Source organism: Petropleomorpha daqingensis, assembly GCF_013408985.1.
In the GTDB taxonomy this organism is placed as follows: domain Bacteria; phylum Actinomycetota; class Actinomycetes; order Mycobacteriales; family Geodermatophilaceae; genus Petropleomorpha; species Petropleomorpha daqingensis.
The window spans coordinates 781285-797869 of the sequence record NZ_JACBZT010000001.1 but is presented as its reverse complement, the minus strand read 5'-3'; the positions used below and the strand labels follow the sequence as shown (position 1 = coordinate 797869).

General features: G+C 72.9%; 14 protein-coding genes. 3 read left to right on the top strand and 11 right to left on the bottom strand.

Annotated features, from left to right (window positions below; translation table 11 throughout):
• The first annotated feature begins 100 nt into the window (after positions 1–100).
• Positions 101–1276, top strand: coding sequence for an NAD(P)-dependent malic enzyme (locus tag GGQ55_RS03870; protein ID WP_179715203.1), 1176 nt, complete (start codon positions 101–103; stop codon positions 1274–1276).
• Here the strand turns inward: GGQ55_RS03870 and GGQ55_RS03865 are convergent.
• The 11 genes from GGQ55_RS03865 to ppk2 form a co-directional block, all read right to left on the bottom strand.
• Positions 1263–2222, bottom strand: a complete 960-nt coding sequence (locus GGQ55_RS03865; RefSeq protein WP_179715202.1) for a 2-hydroxyacid dehydrogenase — start codon at positions 2220–2222, stop codon at positions 1263–1265. The two genes, GGQ55_RS03870 and GGQ55_RS03865, sit on opposite strands and share 14 nt — an antisense overlap.
• On the bottom strand, positions 2219–3643 hold the full coding sequence (locus GGQ55_RS03860) for a pyridoxal phosphate-dependent decarboxylase family protein (protein ID WP_179715201.1): 1425 nt from the start codon (positions 3641–3643) through the stop codon (positions 2219–2221). The genes GGQ55_RS03865 and GGQ55_RS03860 overlap by 4 nt, the downstream gene beginning before the upstream one ends.
• Positions 3640–4956, bottom strand: coding sequence for an MFS transporter (locus GGQ55_RS03855; protein WP_179715200.1), 1317 nt, complete (start codon positions 4954–4956; stop codon positions 3640–3642). The genes GGQ55_RS03860 and GGQ55_RS03855 overlap by 4 nt, the downstream gene beginning before the upstream one ends.
• A gap of 124 nt (positions 4957–5080) precedes the next feature.
• A complete protein-coding gene (locus GGQ55_RS03850) occupies positions 5081–6253 on the bottom strand; it encodes an RtcB family protein (protein ID WP_179715199.1) in 1173 nt (390 codons plus the stop codon).
• Between the two features lie 174 nt (positions 6254–6427).
• Entirely contained in the window at positions 6428–7150 is a 723-nt protein-coding gene (locus GGQ55_RS03845; RefSeq protein WP_179715198.1) for a metal-dependent hydrolase, read from the bottom strand.
• Positions 7151–7198: 48 nt separating this feature from the next.
• Positions 7199–7384: a DUF6104 family protein gene (locus tag GGQ55_RS03840; protein ID WP_179715197.1), complete on the bottom strand. Its 186-nt coding sequence runs from the start codon at positions 7382–7384 to the stop codon at positions 7199–7201.
• Between the two features lies 1 nt (position 7385).
• Positions 7386–11222 (bottom strand): multifunctional oxoglutarate decarboxylase/oxoglutarate dehydrogenase thiamine pyrophosphate-binding subunit/dihydrolipoyllysine-residue succinyltransferase subunit, encoded by a 3837-nt coding sequence (locus GGQ55_RS03835; RefSeq protein WP_366488681.1) that lies wholly within the window; start codon positions 11220–11222, stop codon positions 7386–7388.
• Between the two features lie 128 nt (positions 11223–11350).
• The gene (locus GGQ55_RS03830; protein ID WP_179715195.1) at positions 11351–12160 is read right to left on the bottom strand and encodes an ankyrin repeat domain-containing protein; all 810 of its coding nucleotides are present in this window, start codon (positions 12158–12160) and stop codon (positions 11351–11353) included.
• Between the two features lie 44 nt (positions 12161–12204).
• Positions 12205–12969: an ABC transporter permease gene (locus GGQ55_RS03825; RefSeq protein ID WP_179715194.1), complete on the bottom strand. Its 765-nt coding sequence runs from the start codon at positions 12967–12969 to the stop codon at positions 12205–12207.
• A complete protein-coding gene (locus GGQ55_RS03820; protein WP_366488679.1) occupies positions 12966–13898 on the bottom strand; it encodes an ABC transporter ATP-binding protein in 933 nt (310 codons plus the stop codon). The genes GGQ55_RS03825 and GGQ55_RS03820 overlap by 4 nt, the downstream gene beginning before the upstream one ends.
• 136 nt (positions 13899–14034) lie before the next feature.
• Complete coding sequence (gene ppk2, locus GGQ55_RS03815) at positions 14035–14868, bottom strand: polyphosphate kinase 2 (protein ID WP_179715193.1); 834 nt, start codon at positions 14866–14868, stop codon at positions 14035–14037.
• A 113-nt stretch (positions 14869–14981) separates the two neighbouring features.
• Between ppk2 and GGQ55_RS03810 the strand changes: the two genes are divergently transcribed.
• Together GGQ55_RS03810 and GGQ55_RS03805 are read left to right on the top strand one after the other, a co-directional pair.
• Complete coding sequence (locus GGQ55_RS03810; protein WP_179715192.1) at positions 14982–15440, top strand: universal stress protein; 459 nt, start codon at positions 14982–14984, stop codon at positions 15438–15440.
• A 32-nt stretch (positions 15441–15472) separates the two neighbouring features.
• Positions 15473–16522: an adenylate/guanylate cyclase domain-containing protein gene (locus GGQ55_RS03805; RefSeq protein ID WP_179715191.1), complete on the top strand. Its 1050-nt coding sequence runs from the start codon at positions 15473–15475 to the stop codon at positions 16520–16522.
• Positions 16523–16585 lie beyond the last annotated feature (63 nt).

Sequence of the window (16585 nt, the reverse complement as noted above, 5' to 3'; positions counted from 1 at the left end):
GTATGCGAACCGGCCGGGGGCGGGCGCGCGAAAGGCCGGTTCAGCGGCCGCTGATCACCCGAATTAGGCTTTCCGTTCCATGGGTGACCAGGACGGTGGCATGACCGCTCCCGAGCGCTTCGCCGACGACCCGGCGTTCGCCGTGCACGAGGGCGGCAAGCTGCAGGTACGCCCGACCCGTGGCATCGAGTCGATCGCCGATCTGGCGTTGACCTACACGCCCGGCGTGGCCCGGGTGTCCAGCGCGATCGCCGCCGAGCCTCCGCTGGCCCGCCGCTACACGTGGGCGCCGCGGGTGGTCGCGGTGGTCTCCGACGGCACCGCCGTCCTGGGCCTCGGCGACATCGGACCGGCGGCCGCGCTGCCGGTCATGGAGGGCAAGGCCTGCCTGTTCAGCGAGTTCGGCGGCCTGTCCGCCGTCCCGATCGTGCTGTCGACCACCGACACCGAGGAGATCGTCGCCGCCGTGGAGGCGATCGCGCCCTCCTTCGGAGGGATCAACCTCGAGGACATCAGCGCGCCGCGCTGCTTCGAGATCGAGGACCGGCTGCGCAAGAGCCTGTCGATCCCGGTCATGCACGACGACCAGCACGGGACGGCGATCGTCGTCCTGGCGGCGCTGCGCAACGCCGCGAGGGTGGTCGGGCGGGAGCTCGGCGACCTGCGGGTCGTCGTCGCCGGCGCCGGCGCCGCCGGTGTCGCGTGCACGAAGATCCTGCTCGAGGCGGGGATCGGCGACATCTCGGTGGCCGACTCGAAGGGCATCCTGCACCCCGGCCGCGAGGACCTCACGCCGATCAAGCAGTGGCTGGTCGACAACACGAACGAGGCGGGTTTCGCGGGCACGATGGTCGACGCGCTGGCCGGCGCCGACGTCTACCTCGGCCTGTCGGGCGGCTCGGTGCCGGAGTCGGCGATCGCGACCATGGCGGAGAACTGCATCGTGTTCTCGCTGGCCAACCCGATCCCCGAGGTCGACCCGGAGATGGCGGCGACGTACGCCGCCGTCGTCGCCACCGGGCGCAGCGACCTGCCGAACCAGATCAACAACGTGCTCGCGTTCCCGGGCGTCTTCCGCGGCGCGATCGACGCGGGCGCCACGAGCATCACCGAGGAGATGAAGCTCGCCGCGGCGACCGCGCTCGCCGACGTCGTGGGCGACGAGGTGCGGGCGGACTACATCGTGCCCAGCCCGCTGGACCGCCGGGTGGCCGCCGCCGTGGCCGAGGCGGTCGCCGCCTGCGCCCGGGAGTCGGGGGTCGCTACACCGGGGTGACCGGCGGACGCCCGGCGAGCACCTCGGCGACGTTGCGCACGGCCAGCCCGCACATCGCCTCGCGGGTCGCCGTCGCGGCGCTGCCCAGGTGCGGGGTCAGCACGACCTGCTCGAGTTCGAGCAGCCGCGGGTCGACGGCCGGCTCGTCCTCGAAGACGTCGAGGGCGGCGCCGCCGATCCGGCCCTCCTGCAGGGCGCGGACCAGCGCGTCGGTGTCGACCACCGGCCCGCGGGCGGTGTTCACCAGCAACGCGGTCGGCTTCATCCGGGCCAGCGCGGCGTCGCCGATCAGGTGCCGGGTGCCGTCGGTGAGCGGCACGTGCAGGGTGACGACGTCGGACTCGGCGAGCAGCTCGTCGAGCTCGACGAAGGTCACCCCGTCGGCGTCGGCGTCCCAGACCCGCGAGCGGCTCGGCGTGGCGAGCATGCGCATGCCGAAGGCACGGGCCCGCCGGGCCACCGCGCGGCCGATCCGCCCGTAGCCGACGATGCCGAGCGTCGCACCGGCCGAGACGTCGAGGCCGACGAGCATCCGCGGGCCCCAGATCCACGGCTGTGCCCGGCGCAGGAAGCGGTCGCCCTCGGGGATGCGCCGCGCCGCGGCGAGGACGAGCCCCATCGCCAGGTCGGCGGTGGCGTCGTCCAGGACGCCGGGGGTGTTGGTGACGACGACGCCCCGCTCGTGCACCGCCGGCACGTCGATGTTGTCGTAGCCGACGGCCACGTTGGCCACGATCCGCAGCTGCGGGCCGGCCGCGTCGAGGACGGCGGCGTCGATCCGGTCGGTGAGCGTGCAGACGACGGCGACCGCGCCGGCGACGTCGCGGAGCAGCTCCTCGCGGGTGGGCGGCCGCTCCTCGCCGACGACCAACGGGTGCTCGAGCTCCTCGAGCGCCGCCATGGCGCGGTCGGTCAGCAGCCGCGGGACGTAGACGTGGCCGGTCATGGCCGCGAGGGGCGGTAGACGAGGTCGAGCACGCCGGACAGCAGCCGCTCGACGACAGGGCGGGGCAGGGCGGCGACCAGCGCGTGCACCGGCGCCATGCGCTCGGGCAGCTTCCCGCCGCCGACACCGGCGATCTCCAGGAGGGCGTCGACCTCGGCGACGGTGAGCGCCGCCGGGTCGATGGTGGCGGCCGCGGCGACCAGGTCGGCATCGGCGACCGGCGCGGGCAGCGCGGCGGCGGCCCGAGCGGCGTCGGCCAGGTCGGCCAGCAGCGCCTCGACCCGTCCGGCGGTGGCCCCGGTGACGGTGAGGTGCAGGGTCGCCGGCAGGTCGTCGAACGGCGGCTGGGGCTGCAGCAGCCAGCCGCGGGCGGTCATCTCGTCGGCGAGGTTGAGCACGTCGACGCCGTCCGGGCCGTCCTGCGCGGCGGCGACCAGCGTGGCGACCGGCGCACCCACCACCCGCAGCCCCGGGAGAGCCGCGATGCCCTCGGCCAGCGCCGTCGTCGCCGCCCGGGTGTCCCGGGCCAGCCGGCGGTAGCCCTCGGTGCCGAGGAGCCGGTGGACCGCCCACGCCGCGGCCATCGGGCCGGCCGGGCGGGTGCCGGCCAGCGTCGGGTTGACCACCGGGTAGCCCGGCCAGCCGGCGGTGGCGAACCAGTGGTGCTGGCGCAGCTCGGGCTCGGCGGTGAGCAGCACCGACACCCCCTTGGGCGCGTAGCCGTACTTGTGCAGGTCGACCGACAGCGAGCTCACGCCGGGCACGGAGAGGTCGAACGGCTCGGGGACGTCGTCGAGGAAGGGCAGGATCCAGCCGCCGATGCAGGCGTCGACGTGGCAGGCCACGCCCGCCGCGGTCGCGAGCCCGGCGATCTCGCCGACCGGGTCGAGCACGCCGTGCGGGTAGGACGGCGCGCTGACCACGACCAGCGCCGTCCGGTCGTCGAGGGCCTCGCGCACCGCGTCCGGCACGGCCCGGCAGGTGACCGGGTCGACCGGGACGTCGACGACCTCGAGGCCGAACAGGTGCGCCGCCTTGCGGAAGGCGGCGTGCGCGGTGACCGGGAGCAGCAGCCGCGGGGTGCCGGTCCCGCCTCCTGCGCGCCACCGCTCGCGGGCGGCCAGCACCGCCAGCAGGCAGCTCTCGGTGCCGCCGGAGGTCAGCGTGCCGACCGCGCCCGGCGGGCCGTTCAGGAGCTCGAGCGCCGCGCCGACCAGGTCGTCCTCGATGCGGGCGACGCTGGGGAAGGCGGTGGGGTCGAGGGCGTTGGTCCACTGGAACGCCGCCTGTGCCTGCGCGGCGAGGTCGTCGAGCTCGGCCAGGCCGGAGTCGTAGACGTAGGCCATGGTCGCGCCGCCGTGCGTGGGCACGTCGCCGGCCTGCAGCGCGGTCAGCTCGGCGAGCACCTCGTGGGAATTCACGCGTCCTCCAGTCGGTAGCGGGCGAACACGGGCACGGCGGCCAGCACGATCACCGCCGGCAGCACGCTGAAGCCCAGCCGGACGGCGGTGACCGCGGTGGACGTCTGCCCGACCACCTCGTCGCCGGTGCTCGAGACGTAGCCGGCCGCGGCGAGCAGCAGGCCGAGCAGCCCCGGGCCGACGGCGAGGCCGAGGGTCTCCGCGGCGGTCCAGACGCCGGTGAAGACGCCCGCGCGGCGCTGCCCGGACGCGGCCTCGTCGGCGGCGATGACGTCGGGCAGCATCGACAGCGGGAACATCTGCATGCCGGCGTAGCCGATCCCGACGAGGACCACCAGCGGCAGCACCGCGCCCGTGCCGCCGTCCTTGCCGACTGCCAGCGCGGCCGCCCCCAGCCCGAACAGCACCGACGACATGAGCAGGCCGGCGCGCTTGCCGAGCTTCCGGCTGACCCGCAGCCACAGCGGCATGACCAGGATCGCGGGCGCGACCAGGGCGGCGAACAGCAGCGTGCCGGCGCTCTCGTCGCCGAGCACGTACGTCGAGTAGTACGGGACGCCGGCCAGCATCACGCCGATGCCCAGCGCCTGGACGACGAAGCCGATCAGCAGCACGCGGTACGGCCGGGACCGCCACGCCAGCCGCAGCGTCGTCCCGAGCCGGCCCTCGCTCCGCACCCGGGTGAGCGTGGGCGCCCTGCGCGTGCCGGCGACCGCGCCGAGCATGCCGACCGCCAGGAGGACGGCGACGAACGCCGCCATCGCCAGGTAGCCGACCCGCCCGCCGCCGGCCGCGTCGACGATCGCCGGGGCGCCGGCACCGGCGACGAGGATGCCGAGGGCCAGCGCGGCCACCCGCCAGGAGATCAGCGTGGAGCGCTCGCCGGGGTCGTCGGTGATCTCGGCCGGCTGGGCGACGTAGGGCACCTGGAAGCAGCCGTAGGCGGTGGCGGCGAGCAGGAACGCGACGGCGACCCAGATCGCCGCCGCCGAGCCTCCCGGCCCGGCGAAGACCAGCACGAACAGCGGCGGGAGGGCGATCCCGCCGGCCAGCATCCACGGCCGCCGAGGTCCCCAGCGGGTCTCGGTGCGGTCCGACCGGCTGCCGATCCACGGGTTGAGGACGACGTCCCACGCCTTGGGTGCGAACACCACGACCCCCGCCAGGCCGGCGGCGACCCCGAGGACGTCGGTCAGGTAGAAGAGCAGCAGCAGGCCGGGCACCGTGCCGAAGGCCGCCGTCGCGATGGAGCCCAGCGCGTAGCCCAGGTGCGTGCCCCGGCTCAGCCGGGCCGAGGTGGGGACGGCGGTCACCCGCCGAACCGTAGCCGCTGGTGGGCTCAGCGTTTGATCAGGTGACCTGATCGAAAGCTGTCCTCCCGCACCAACGCTGGTGCGGGAGGACAGCCGGTGATCAGGTCACCTGATCACTGCCTGGTCAGTCGCCCTTGACGTTCACCAGCTGGCGGAGGGTGTGCCGGATCTCCACCAGGTCCTTCGCGTCCTCCATGACCCGATCGATGGGCTTGTACGCCTGAGGGATCTCGTCGAGGAAGACGTCGCTGTGCCGCCACTCGATGCCGGCCATCGCCTCGTCGAGCTGCGCGCGGGTGAAGGTCTTGCGCGCCTTGGTCCGCGAGTACGCCCGGCCGGCGCCGTGCGGCGCGGACTCCAGCGAGAGCGGGTTGCCCAGGCCGCTGGTCACGTAGCTCGCCGTGCCCATCGACCCGGGGATCAGCCCGGCCTGCCCCTGCTTCGCCTGGATGGCGCCCTTGCGGGACACCCAGAGGTCGACGCCGTCGTGCGTCTCCCGCTGGGTGAAGTTGTGGTGGCAGTTGATCGTCTCGAGCGCCGGAGTGGCGTCGACGCCCATGTGCGCGGCCAGGCAGCCGGCGAGTCGATCCATCATCTCCTCGCGGTTGAGCAGTGCGAACCGCTGCGCCCAGCGCAGCTCGGCGATGTAGCGGTCGAACTCCGGCGTCTCCTCGTCCAGCCAGGCCAGGTCCCGGTCGGGCAGGTCGGGCAGACCCCGCTGCTGCGCGATCGCGATGTGCTTCGAGGCGATCTTGTTGCCGACACCGCGGCTGCCCGAGTGCAGGAACAGCCAGACCCGCTGCTGCTCGTCGGCGGTCAGCTCGAGGAAGTGATTCCCGGAGCCCAGGCTGCCCAACTGCATCGGCCAGTTCGGCGCGGTCGACGTCACCGACCCGAGGACGCCGAGCTCCTCGCCGTACTCCTCGAGCGCCGCGACCCGGTCTTTCGCCGTCCCGGTGAGGTGCTTGTTGTACTTGCCGGCCGACAGCGGCACCGCCCGCTCGATGTCCCCGCGCAGTGGCGCCAGCGGACCGCGGCCGCGCACCTCGTCCGCCGACCACGGCGTGCGCAGCGCGATCATGCCGCAGCCGATGTCGACGCCGACCGCGGCCGGGACGATCGCGCCCTCGGTCGGCAGCACCGAGCCGACCGTGGCGCCCTTGCCGAGGTGCGCGTCGGGCATGAGTGCGACGTGCGGGCGGACGAACGGCATCGACGCCGTGCGCTCGGCCTGCAGCCGGGCCTGCTCGTCGAGGATGCTCGCCCAGTTGAGGAGCTTGTCGGACAGTCGTTCCACGCCGTCGAGTCTGCGGGCGAACCGATCCGACGGCGACCGAATTGGCCGCTGCCGGCCCCACCCGAGACGATCATGAAGTTTGGGGAGGGACACACCGCGGTGAGGCGGCGTGTCCCTCCCCGAACTTCATGATCGCGGGGGAGAGGGGGAGAGAGGGGGAGAGAGGACGGCGGTTCAGCCGCTGCCGACGCCGCCGATGATCCGGGCGACGACCGGGTCGACCGCCGCGGAGACCCCCGTGTTCAGGTACAGGAACACCAGCGTGGCGACCAGGAACGCCGGCGCCAGCAGCACCCGCTCCACGGTCGCGCCGGTGCGCAGGTGGATGAGCGCGAACCGGCAGCGGTGCAGGATCCAGATCAGCGGCAGCGGGATGCCCTCGCGGGTCAGGAAGTCACCCACGATGTGCGCCAGCACGCCGACCGCGACCGCCCACGGCAGCCACATGGGCGGCGGGCTGTGGTCGAGGAACAGCCACGCGCCGCCCCACGAGATCACCAGGTTGCCGATGATCGTGTTCTCGACCCGGCCCGGGATGACGAAGTTCAGCGCCCGCAGCGCCAGGCCGATCGCGATCGCCAGCACCAGCAGGCTGGTCGGGAACGTCCTGGACGCGGCCATGGCCAGGAACCCGAAGACGACGGGCGCCAGGATCGCGTCGTGGGTGCCCCAGCGGTGGCCGCCGGAGATCTTGTTGATCAGCGCCGCGGGCAGGTCGGTGACCGGTCCCCACATGCGCGAGATCGTCGTCTTCTGCTGGTCGAGGTCGGGCAGCATCGCGAAGCCACCCGCCGCGGCGACCCAGGCGCCCTGCGCCACCGCGCCGTGCACGGGAGCCCAGGGCAGCGTCGCGGCTCCGGCGGCGAGCCCCGAGAGGGCATGGGAGTGACCGAGCACCTACCCAGAGTGCCGCTCACCTGGCCTTCCGCGGGGAAGGCGCACCGTTCAGTCGTCGGTGTCGTCGTCCGTGCCCCCGCGGGCCAGCCACGTGGCCAGCCGCTCGACGGGCACCTCGAAGTCGGGGTTCTGGTCGACGAAGGCCTGGAGCTGGTCGGCCAGCCAGGCGAGGGAGACCTGCTCCTCGCCCCGCCGGTCGGCCAGCTCCTCCAGCCCGCGATCGGTGAAGTACACGTCAGTCCCCAAAGGCCGACGCCACCAGCTCCCGCTGCTCGGCGTCGTGCACCTTGGCCGAGCCGACCGCCGGGCTGGCCGAGGCCTTGCGGCTGACCCGGCGCAGCGTCCGGCCACCGAGGTCTTCGGGCAGGTTGACGGCCATGAACTGCCAGGCACCCATGTTGGCCGGCTCCTCCTGCACCCAGACGAAGTCCTGGGCGTTCGGGTACCGGTCGAGCGCCTCGCGGATCTGCGCGCCGGGCAGCGGGTAGAGCTGCTCGACCCGGATGATCGCGGTGTCGGCGATGCCCTCGGCCTCGCGGTGCGCGCCGAGGTCGTAGGCCACCTTGCCGCTGCAGAGCAGCACCCGGCGCACGGCGCTCGGGTCGAGCGGCTCGCCACCGACACCGGGGTCGGCGAGCACCGGGGCGAAGTTCTCCTCGGTGAAGTCAGCGACCTGGCTGACGGCGACCTTGGCCCGCAGCAGCGACTTCGGCGTGAACACGACCAGCGGCCGGTGCACGTCGGACAGCGCCTGCCGGCGGAGCAGGTGGAAGTAGTTCGCGGGCGTCGTGCAGTTGGCGACGGTCATGTTGTTCTCCGCCGACAGCTGCAGGAATCGCTCGATCCGGCCGCTGGAGTGGTCGGGGCCCTGGCCCTCGAGGCCGTGCGGCAGCAGCAGGGCGACGCCGGAGCGCTGGCCCCACTTGGCCTCGCCGGAGCTGATGAACTCGTCGATGACCATCTGCGCGCCGTCGACGAAGTCGCCGAACTGCGCCTCCCACAGCACCAGGGCCTTCGGGTTGGCCACCGAGTAGCCGTACTCGAAGCCCAGGGCCGCGTACTCGGAGAGCAGCGAGTCGTAGACGAAGAACTTCGCCTGGTCCTCGGCCAGGTTCGCCAGCGGCGTGTACTCCCGGGCGTTCTCCCGGTCGATGAGCACCGAGTGGCGCTGCACGAACGTGCCACGGCGGGAGTCCTGGCCGGCCAGCCGCACCGGCACGCCCTGCATGAGCAGCGAGCCGAAGGCCAGCAGCTCGCCCATCGCCCAGTCGATGTTGCCCTCGCTGGCCATGGCCGCCCGGCGCTCCAGCAGCCGCTGCAGCTTCGGGTGGACGTGGAAGTCCTCGGGCAGCGAGACGTGCGCGTCACCGATGATCTTGAGGACTTCGGGCGTGATCGCCGTCCGGACCGTCGACTCCTGCGGCGTGCGCGGGTCCATGACCGGTTCCGGCTTGGCCGCGTCGCGCGCGTCGTGGGTCTCGGCGAAGGCGCGCTCCAGCTGCCCGCGGTAGTCCTTGAGCGCCTCCTCGGCCTCCTGCAGCGTGATGTCGCCGCGGCCGACCAGCGCCTCGGTGTACAGCTTCCGGACCGAGCGCTTGCGGTCGATGATGTCGTACATCAGCGGCTGGGTCATCGACGGGTCGTCGCCCTCGTTGTGCCCGCGGCGGCGGTAGCAGATCAGGTCGATGACGACGTCCTTCTTGAACGCCTGCCGGTAGTCGACCGCCAGCCGCGCCACCCGGACGCACGCCTCGGGGTCGTCGCCGTTCACGTGGAAGATCGGCGCGCCGATCATCCGCGCGACGTCGGTCGAGTAGAGGCTCGAGCGCGCCGCGGCCGGGCTGGTGGTGAAACCGACCTGGTTGTTGATGACGACGTGCACCGTGCCGCCGGTGCGGTAGCCGCGCAGCTGCGAGAGGTTCAGCGTCTCGGCGACGACGCCCTGGCCGGCGAAGGCCGAGTCGCCGTGCAGCAGCACCGGCAGGACGGTGAAGCCCTGCTCGCCCTTGTCGATGAGGTCCTGCTTGGCGCGGGCGATGCCCTCGAGCACCGGGTTGACCGTCTCGAGGTGGCTCGGGTTGCTGGCCAGCGAGACGTCGATCGAGGCGTCGCGGAACGGGTTCTTGAAGGTGCCCTCGGCGCCGAGGTGGTACTTCACGTCGCCGGACCCCTGGACCGTCGAGGGGTCGATGTTGCCCTCGAACTCGCCGAAGATCTTCTGGTAGCTCTTGCCGAGCACGTTGGCCAGCACGTTGAGCCGGCCGCGGTGCGCCATGCCGATCGCGACCTCGTCGAGGTCGTAGTCGGTGCCGGCGATGAGTACCTCGTCGAGGATCGGGATGACCGACTCGCCGCCCTCGAGGCTGAACCGCTTCTGCCCGACGTACTTGGTCTGCAGGAAGGTCTCGAAGGCCTCAGCGGCGTTGAGCCGGCCGAGGATGTGCTTCTGCTTGTCCCGGTCGGGCTGCTCGTGCTTGACCTCGATGCGCTTCTGCAGCCACTCGCGCTCCTCGGGGTCGGTGATGTGCATGTACTCCACGCCGACCGTGCGGCAGTAGGAGTTGCGCAGCACGCCGAGGATGTCGCGCAGCAGCATCGTGCGCTCGCCGGCGAAGCCGCCGACGGGGAAGTGCCGGTCGAGGTCCCACAGCGTCAGCCCGTGCTCGACGATGTCGAGGTCGGGGTGGGTGCGGACCTTGAACTCCAGCGGGTCGGTGTCGGCCATGAGGTGGCCGTTGCGCCGGTAGGCCTCGATGACCTCGATGACCCGGGCTTCCTTGTCGATCTGGCCCTCGTGGCTGACCAGCTTGTCGGGCACCCAGCGGACCGGCTCGTAGGGGATGCGCAGCGAGCGGAAGACCTCGTCGTAGAAGCCGTCCTCGCCGAGCAGCAGCCCGTGGATCCGGCGCAGGAAGTCACCGGACTCCGCGCCCTGGATGATCCGGTGGTCGTAGGTCGACGTCAGGGTGATGATCTTGGAGAGCGCCATCTCGGCCAGCGCCTCGGGGCTCATCCCCTGGAACTCGGCGGGGTACTCCATCGCGCCGACGCCGATGATCGCGCCCTGGCCGGCGGTCAGCCGCGGCACCGAGTGGTTGGTGCCGATCGTGCCCGGGTTGGTCAGGCTGATCGTGGTGCCGGAGAAGTCGTCCATCGTCAACTTGTTCGCCCGGGCGCGCCGGATGATGTCCTCGTAACCACCCCAGAACTGGGCGAAGTCCATCGTCTCGGCGCCCTTGATGTTGGCGACGACGAGCGAGCGGGTGCCGTCGGCCTTGGGCAGGTCGATCGCCAGGCCGAAGTTGACGTGCTCGGGCTGCACCAGGGTCGGCTTGCCGTCGACCTCGGCGAAGGCGTTGTTCATGTTCGGGAAGTCGTCCAGCGCCCGGACCAGCGCGTAGCCGATCAGGTGGGTGAACGAGACCTTCCCGCCGCGCGAGCGGGCGAGGTGGTTGTTGATCACGATGCGGTTGTCGACCAGCAGCTTGGCCGGCACCGCGCGCACGCTGGTCGCCGTCGGGACGGTCAGCGAGGCGTTCATGTTCTTGACGACGGCGGCCGCCGCGCCCCGCAGCGGCGAGCGGACGACGCCGTTGGCCTCGCTCTTCGACGGCTGGGGCTTCGCGGGCGCGGTCGGGGCCGCGGGGGCGGCCGGCTGCTGCAGGTCGCGGCGGTCGGCGGCCCGGTCGACCACGGTGGCCTCGGTGCGCTCGGGCACCGGCGTGGCCCGCGGCGGGGCGGCCGGGGTGGCCGGCTTCTGGGTGGCGTCGGACTGCGTGGCCGCACCCTGCGCGCCGGCGGAGTCGGCGGCGGGCGTCGCAGGCGCCGGCTGCGCGGCGGGGGCCCCGTTGGGCTGCGGCGCCGGCGCGGGCTGCTGGGTCGGCTTCTCCCGGTCCAGACCGGAGGAGACCGGGCTACCGGGCCGGTAGTCGGCGAAGAACTCGTGCCAGGCCTGGTCCACGCTGGACGGGTCGGCGAGGTACTGCTGGTACATCTCCTCGACCAGCCACTCGTTGGTGCCGAATCCCGCCACGGAGGAGGAGTTCGAGGAGGACGGCCTGGATGAGCTCACGCTTGACACGGGGTCGAGTGCCTTCTTCGTCTGTGGACGTTTTCGGACCGGGTGGCGAGTCTACGCCGGGGACTTCGCCGCTTTCCCGCTGAACAGGCCGGTACGACGTGGGTCACACCCGTCCTCGATCAGTCGGTTGCGCCGTTCGCCACGAGCAGTTCGGCGAGCGCGTCGTTGCCGGTCGCGCGGCCCGCGTCGGCGCTGCGGGACCGTGCCGCGGCCACCCGGCTGATGTCGAGCGCGCTGGCGCCGTCGTTGGTCGTGGCGTTGACGTCGGCACCGGCGGCGAGGAGCACCCGCACGATCTCCGCGGCGTCGCCGTCCCCGCCCGCTGTCACCGCCGCGTGCAGCGGCGTGCGGCCGGACTCGGGATCGCGCTTGTCGGCGTCGGCGCCGGCGTCGAGCAGGGTGCGCACCAGGGCGACGTGGGCGCCGGCCGCCGCGGCGTGCAGCGCCCCGCGATCGGGGTCCGCGCCGTGCTCGAGCAGCAGCCGCGCCGTGGTCACCGAACCCCCGAGCGCGGCGAAGGCCAGCAGGTCGACACCGGTCACGGGGTCGGAGAGGTGTGCACCGCGGGCCAGTTCCTCGCGGAGCCGGTCGAGGTCGCCGAGGAAGGCGGCGCTGGCCGCGTCCACCGGCGCGCCGAGCTCGCGGAGCACCCCGACCAGGTCGGGCGCCTGCTCGAGCGCGACGTGCAGCGGCGTGCGGCCCTGCTCGGTGGTCGCGGAGAGGTCGGCACCGGCCTCGACCAGCTGCCGGACGATCTTCTCCTGCCGTTCCGCCACGGCCACGTGCAGCGGCGTCCAGCCGCCCTCGCCCTCCCGCTCCACGGCGCGCGCGAGCAGCCGCGGGTTGTCCGCGACCGCGGTGCGGACCTCGTCGACGTCCCCGGCAGCGATCAGCCGGACCAGGCGCTGGACGGTCATGCGGGTGGTCATGAACAGGCAGCCCCCGTTCGAGGGTCGGTGGTGCAGCGGTGCCGTCAGACCACGTCTCGGCGGACGGCGAGGAACGTACCCAGGAGTGCGGCGACCAGACCGTAGCCGAGCAGGAGGAGGACGCCCTGCCAGGGCTCGAGCAGATCGGGTGCCTGGAAGTCCGACGTGATCGCCTGGACCGCGCCGCCGGGCAGCCACTTGTACGCAGGTTGGATCGCGCTGATCGAGGACACGATCGGTTCGACCACGTACAGGTAGACCAACGAGCCCACGATCGCGCCCACCTGGTTGCGCAGCAGCGCGCCGACGCCCACACCGATGACCGAGAAGACCACCAGCACCAGCCCGGCCGCGCCGAGGGTCTGCAGGTTGTCGGCGTTCAGCGCGGGTGCGTCTCCGCGGGCGCCGGCGTAGATCTCCACGACCAGGACGTTCACGGCCAGGATCAGCAGCGCGAACGGCACTGCCACCAGCGCGTACGCGAGCAGCTTGCCGATGACGACGTTGCCGCGGCGGGGCGTGGTGAGGAAGGTCGGCGTCGCCGTCCGGTGCCGGTACTCCTGGGTCATCCCGATGATGCCGAGGATCAGCAGCAGTACGCTGGCGTTCGCGCCGACGGAGAAGACCAGCTGCTCGTAGTCGGAGGTGCCGACGGCGGGCAGGCCCGGCTGGCCGTTCTGCGAGACCCCGGCCAGCCCGGTGAACAGGGCGGAGAAGCCGCCGGCGAGCACGCACGCGCCGAGCAGCAGGCCGATCCAGACGCGGGTGGTGAAGAGCTTGGTCCACTCGGCGCGGACGAGCCGGGTCATCGGGTCTCCTCCTGAGGCGTCGCGGCCGCGGGGGCGGTCGCGGCGTACTGCTCCTGGCCGGCGGTGAGCCGGAAGTAGATGTCCTCGAGGCCGTTGGAGACCGAGCGCAGCTCGTGCAGCTCGATGTTCGCGCCGAAGGCGTAGCGGCCGACGTCGGCGGTGGCGATCCCGGTGACGGTCAGCGAGTCGCCGTCCTCGCTCTGGACGGGGTGCCCGTCGGCCCGCAGGACCTCGGCCAGCCGGTGCGCCTCGGGGCTGCGGGCGAGCACGGTCCCGGCACCGTCGGCACCGGCGCGCAGCTCGGCGATCGACCCCTCCCGCACCAGCTTGCCCGCGCCGATGATGACCACCCGGTCGGTCGTCTGCTCCATCTCGGCCAGCAGGTGGCTGGAGACCAGGATCGTGCGGCCCTCGACGTGCGCCAGGTGCTGCAGGAAGCCGCGCAGCCACTGGATGCCCTCGGGGTCGAGGCCGTTGGCCGGCTCGTCGAGCACCAGGACCGACGGGTCGCCGAGCAGGGCGGTGGCCAGGGCCAGGCGCTGCCGCATGCCCAGCGAGTAGCCCCCGGCGCGGCGGTCGCCGGCGTCGGCGAGGCCCACCTGGCCGAGCACCTCGTCGGCGCGCGAGGTCGGCAGCCCGGCGGCGCGGCAGTACACCCGGAGGTGGTTGCGTCCGCTGCGCGCCGGGTGGAAGGCGGTCTCCAGGACGGCGCCGACGGTGCGCACCGGCTCGGCGAGCTGGGTGTAGGTCTTGCCGTCGAACGTGGCCCGCCCGGTGTCCGGGGTCTCCAGGCCGAGGAGCATCCGCAGGGTGGTCGTCTTGCCGGCGCCGTTGGGGCCGAGGAAGCCGGTGACCGAGCGCGGCTCGACGGTGAAGGACAGGTTGTCGACGGCGCGCACGGAACCGAAGGACTTGGACAGCCCGTTCACCTCGACCCGGATGGGGGCGAAGCGGGGCGCTGTGCCGCTGGAAATGGCGCACTCCTGGACGTCGGGACGGCGGATCGCCCCATCCAAGCGCACCCGGGCGGTATTCCGGCACAACCCGGGGCCGCAGGCGTCGCGCTCAGCCCGGGACGACGTCCGGCACGAAGTTCTGGCTGGACCGGGGCGGTCGGACGTAGTCGTCGCGGATCGGCGGGCGGGGCGGCAGCTTCGGCGGCTTGGGGGTGAGGTCCTCGTAGGGCACCTGGTCGAGCAGGTGGTGGATCACGTTCAGCCGCGCCCGCTTCTTCACCTCGGCCTCGACCACCCACCACGGCGCCTCGGGGATGTCGGTCGCGGCGAGCATCGCGTCCTTGGCCTTGGAGAAGTCGACCCACCGGTTGCGCGCCTCGAGGTCCATCGGGCTCAGCTTCCAGCGCTTGGTCGGGTCGTGCAGCCGCGCCTGGAACCGCCGCTCCTGCTCGGTGTCGCTGACCGAGAACCAGTACTTGATCAGCTGGATGCCGCTGCGCACCAGCATCCGCTCGAATTCCGGGCAGGAGCGCAGGAACTCCCAGTACTCCTCGTCGGAGCAGAAGCCCATGACCCGCTCGACGCCGGCGCGGTTGTACCAGGAGCGGTCGAACAGGACCATCTCGCCGCGGGCGGGCAGGTGGGCGACGTAGCGCTGGAAGTACCACTGGCCGCGCTCGCGCTCCGTCGGTGCGGCGAGCGCGACGATGCGCGCGAACCGGGGGTTGAGCTGCTCGGTGATCCGCTGGATGGCGCCGCCCTTGCCGGCGGCGTCCCGGCCCTCGAAGACCAGCACCACCCGCAGGCCCTTGGCGCGGATGTACTCCTGCTGCTTGACCAGCTCCACCTGCAGCCGGGTCAGCTCCTGCTCGTAGAACTTGTTGCTCACACGCGCGGCCGGATGCGGTGCCTCTTCGACCGACGCCTTGGCTCGGGCGGTCATGGCCGCAGCATCGTCCCGCCGGGTCGTCGCATCAACGGGTCCGTGCGCCCGACCGGGCGGAACGGGCCGGTTCGACAGGCAGGCGGTACCAGGAGTCACATACAGTGCGCGCTGTGAGTGACGCTTACCGCACGGTCGTCGTCGGCACCGACGGCTCCGAGTCCTCCCTGCGCGCGGTCGCCCGTGCCGGAGCGATCGCCGGTGCCGTCGGCGCGACCCTCGTCGTCGCCTGCGCCTACCTGCCGAGCGACACCGACGACCGCGAGCTCGCCCAGGCCCAGGACACCCTCGGCGACGAGGCCTACCAGGTCGTCGGCTCGCACCCCGCCGAGGACACCGTCCGCTCCGCCGGCGAGCGCGCGGCCAAGGCCGGCGCCAAGGACGTGAAGACGGTGGCCGTGATGGGCTCGCCGGTCGAGGCGCTGCTCGACGTCGTCAAGAAGGAGAACGCCGACCTGCTCGTCGTCGGCAACAAGGGCCTCAACGGCATCAAGGGACGGCTGCTCGGCTCGGTGCCGGCCGATGCCACCCGGCGCTCCGGCGTCGACGTGCTCGTCGTCCACACGACGTAGGGCGGCCGCGAGACGTAGGGCACCATCGGTCCATGGACGACGCGGGGCCACCGGCGGGCGCGGAGGCCCGCGACGCCCTGGAGCGGCTGCTGCTCGACGGGCCCCGCCGCTACACCCGCGTGCAGGTGGCCGAGCTCTCCGGGCTGCCCCTGGAGCGCACCCAGCGGCTGTGGCGGGCGCTGGGCTTCGCCGACTCGGCGGACGACGACCCCGCGTACAGCGACGCGGACGTCGCCGCGCTGGCGACCCTCCGGTCGCTGATCGACTCGGGGTTCGTCGGCCCGGAGACCGAGGCGACGATCGCGCGGGCGATGGGCCAGGCGCTGTCCAGGCTGGCCGACTGGCAGACCGACATGCTCGCCGACGTGCTGGCCGGCGCGGCGGCGCAGGAGGGTCGCGACCCGACGCCCGAGGAGGCCGTCGACGCCGCCCGGGCGCTGCTGCCGCTGCTCCAGGACATCCAGGACTACGTCTGGCGGCGGCACCTCGCCGCCAACGCCGACCGGCTGCTGGCCGCGACCGGCGGCGGTGACCGCCGGGAGCTGGCCGTGGGCTTCGCGGACCTGGTCGGCTACACCTCCCGCAGCCGCGGCATGGGCGGCCGCGAGCTCGGCGCGATGGTCGAGGACTTCGAGAGCACCGCCGCCTCGGTGATCGCGCTGCACTCCGGCCGGGTGGTGAAGACCGTCGGGGACGGCGTGCTCTTCACCGCGGCGTCGGCGGTCGACGCGGTCGAGATCGCCCTGGACCTGCCCGATCAGTGGAATGCCGAGGACCGCCCGCCGCTGCGGGTCGGCGCCGCGTACGGGCGGGTGCTCACCCGCCTCGGCGACGTCTACTCGCCGGTGGTGAACCTGGCCAGCCGGCTGACCTCGGTGGCCCGTCCCTCGACCGTGCTCGTCGACCGCGAGCTCGCCGACCGGCTGCGCGGCCTGGACGCCTACCGGGTCAAACCGCTGCGCCGGGTCTCGGTGCGCGGGTACGACCACCTGCAGCCCTGGCTGGTGCGCCGACGCCGGTCCGGGGAGGTCGACGAGCCCGAGGAGCACGACGAGGAGCTTGACCTCACGGAGACGGAGTGAGCCCGGCGCGCAGCCGGTACAGTGGCGGCGTGCTGTGACCCGGTGACCGACGTCCTCCGCCTC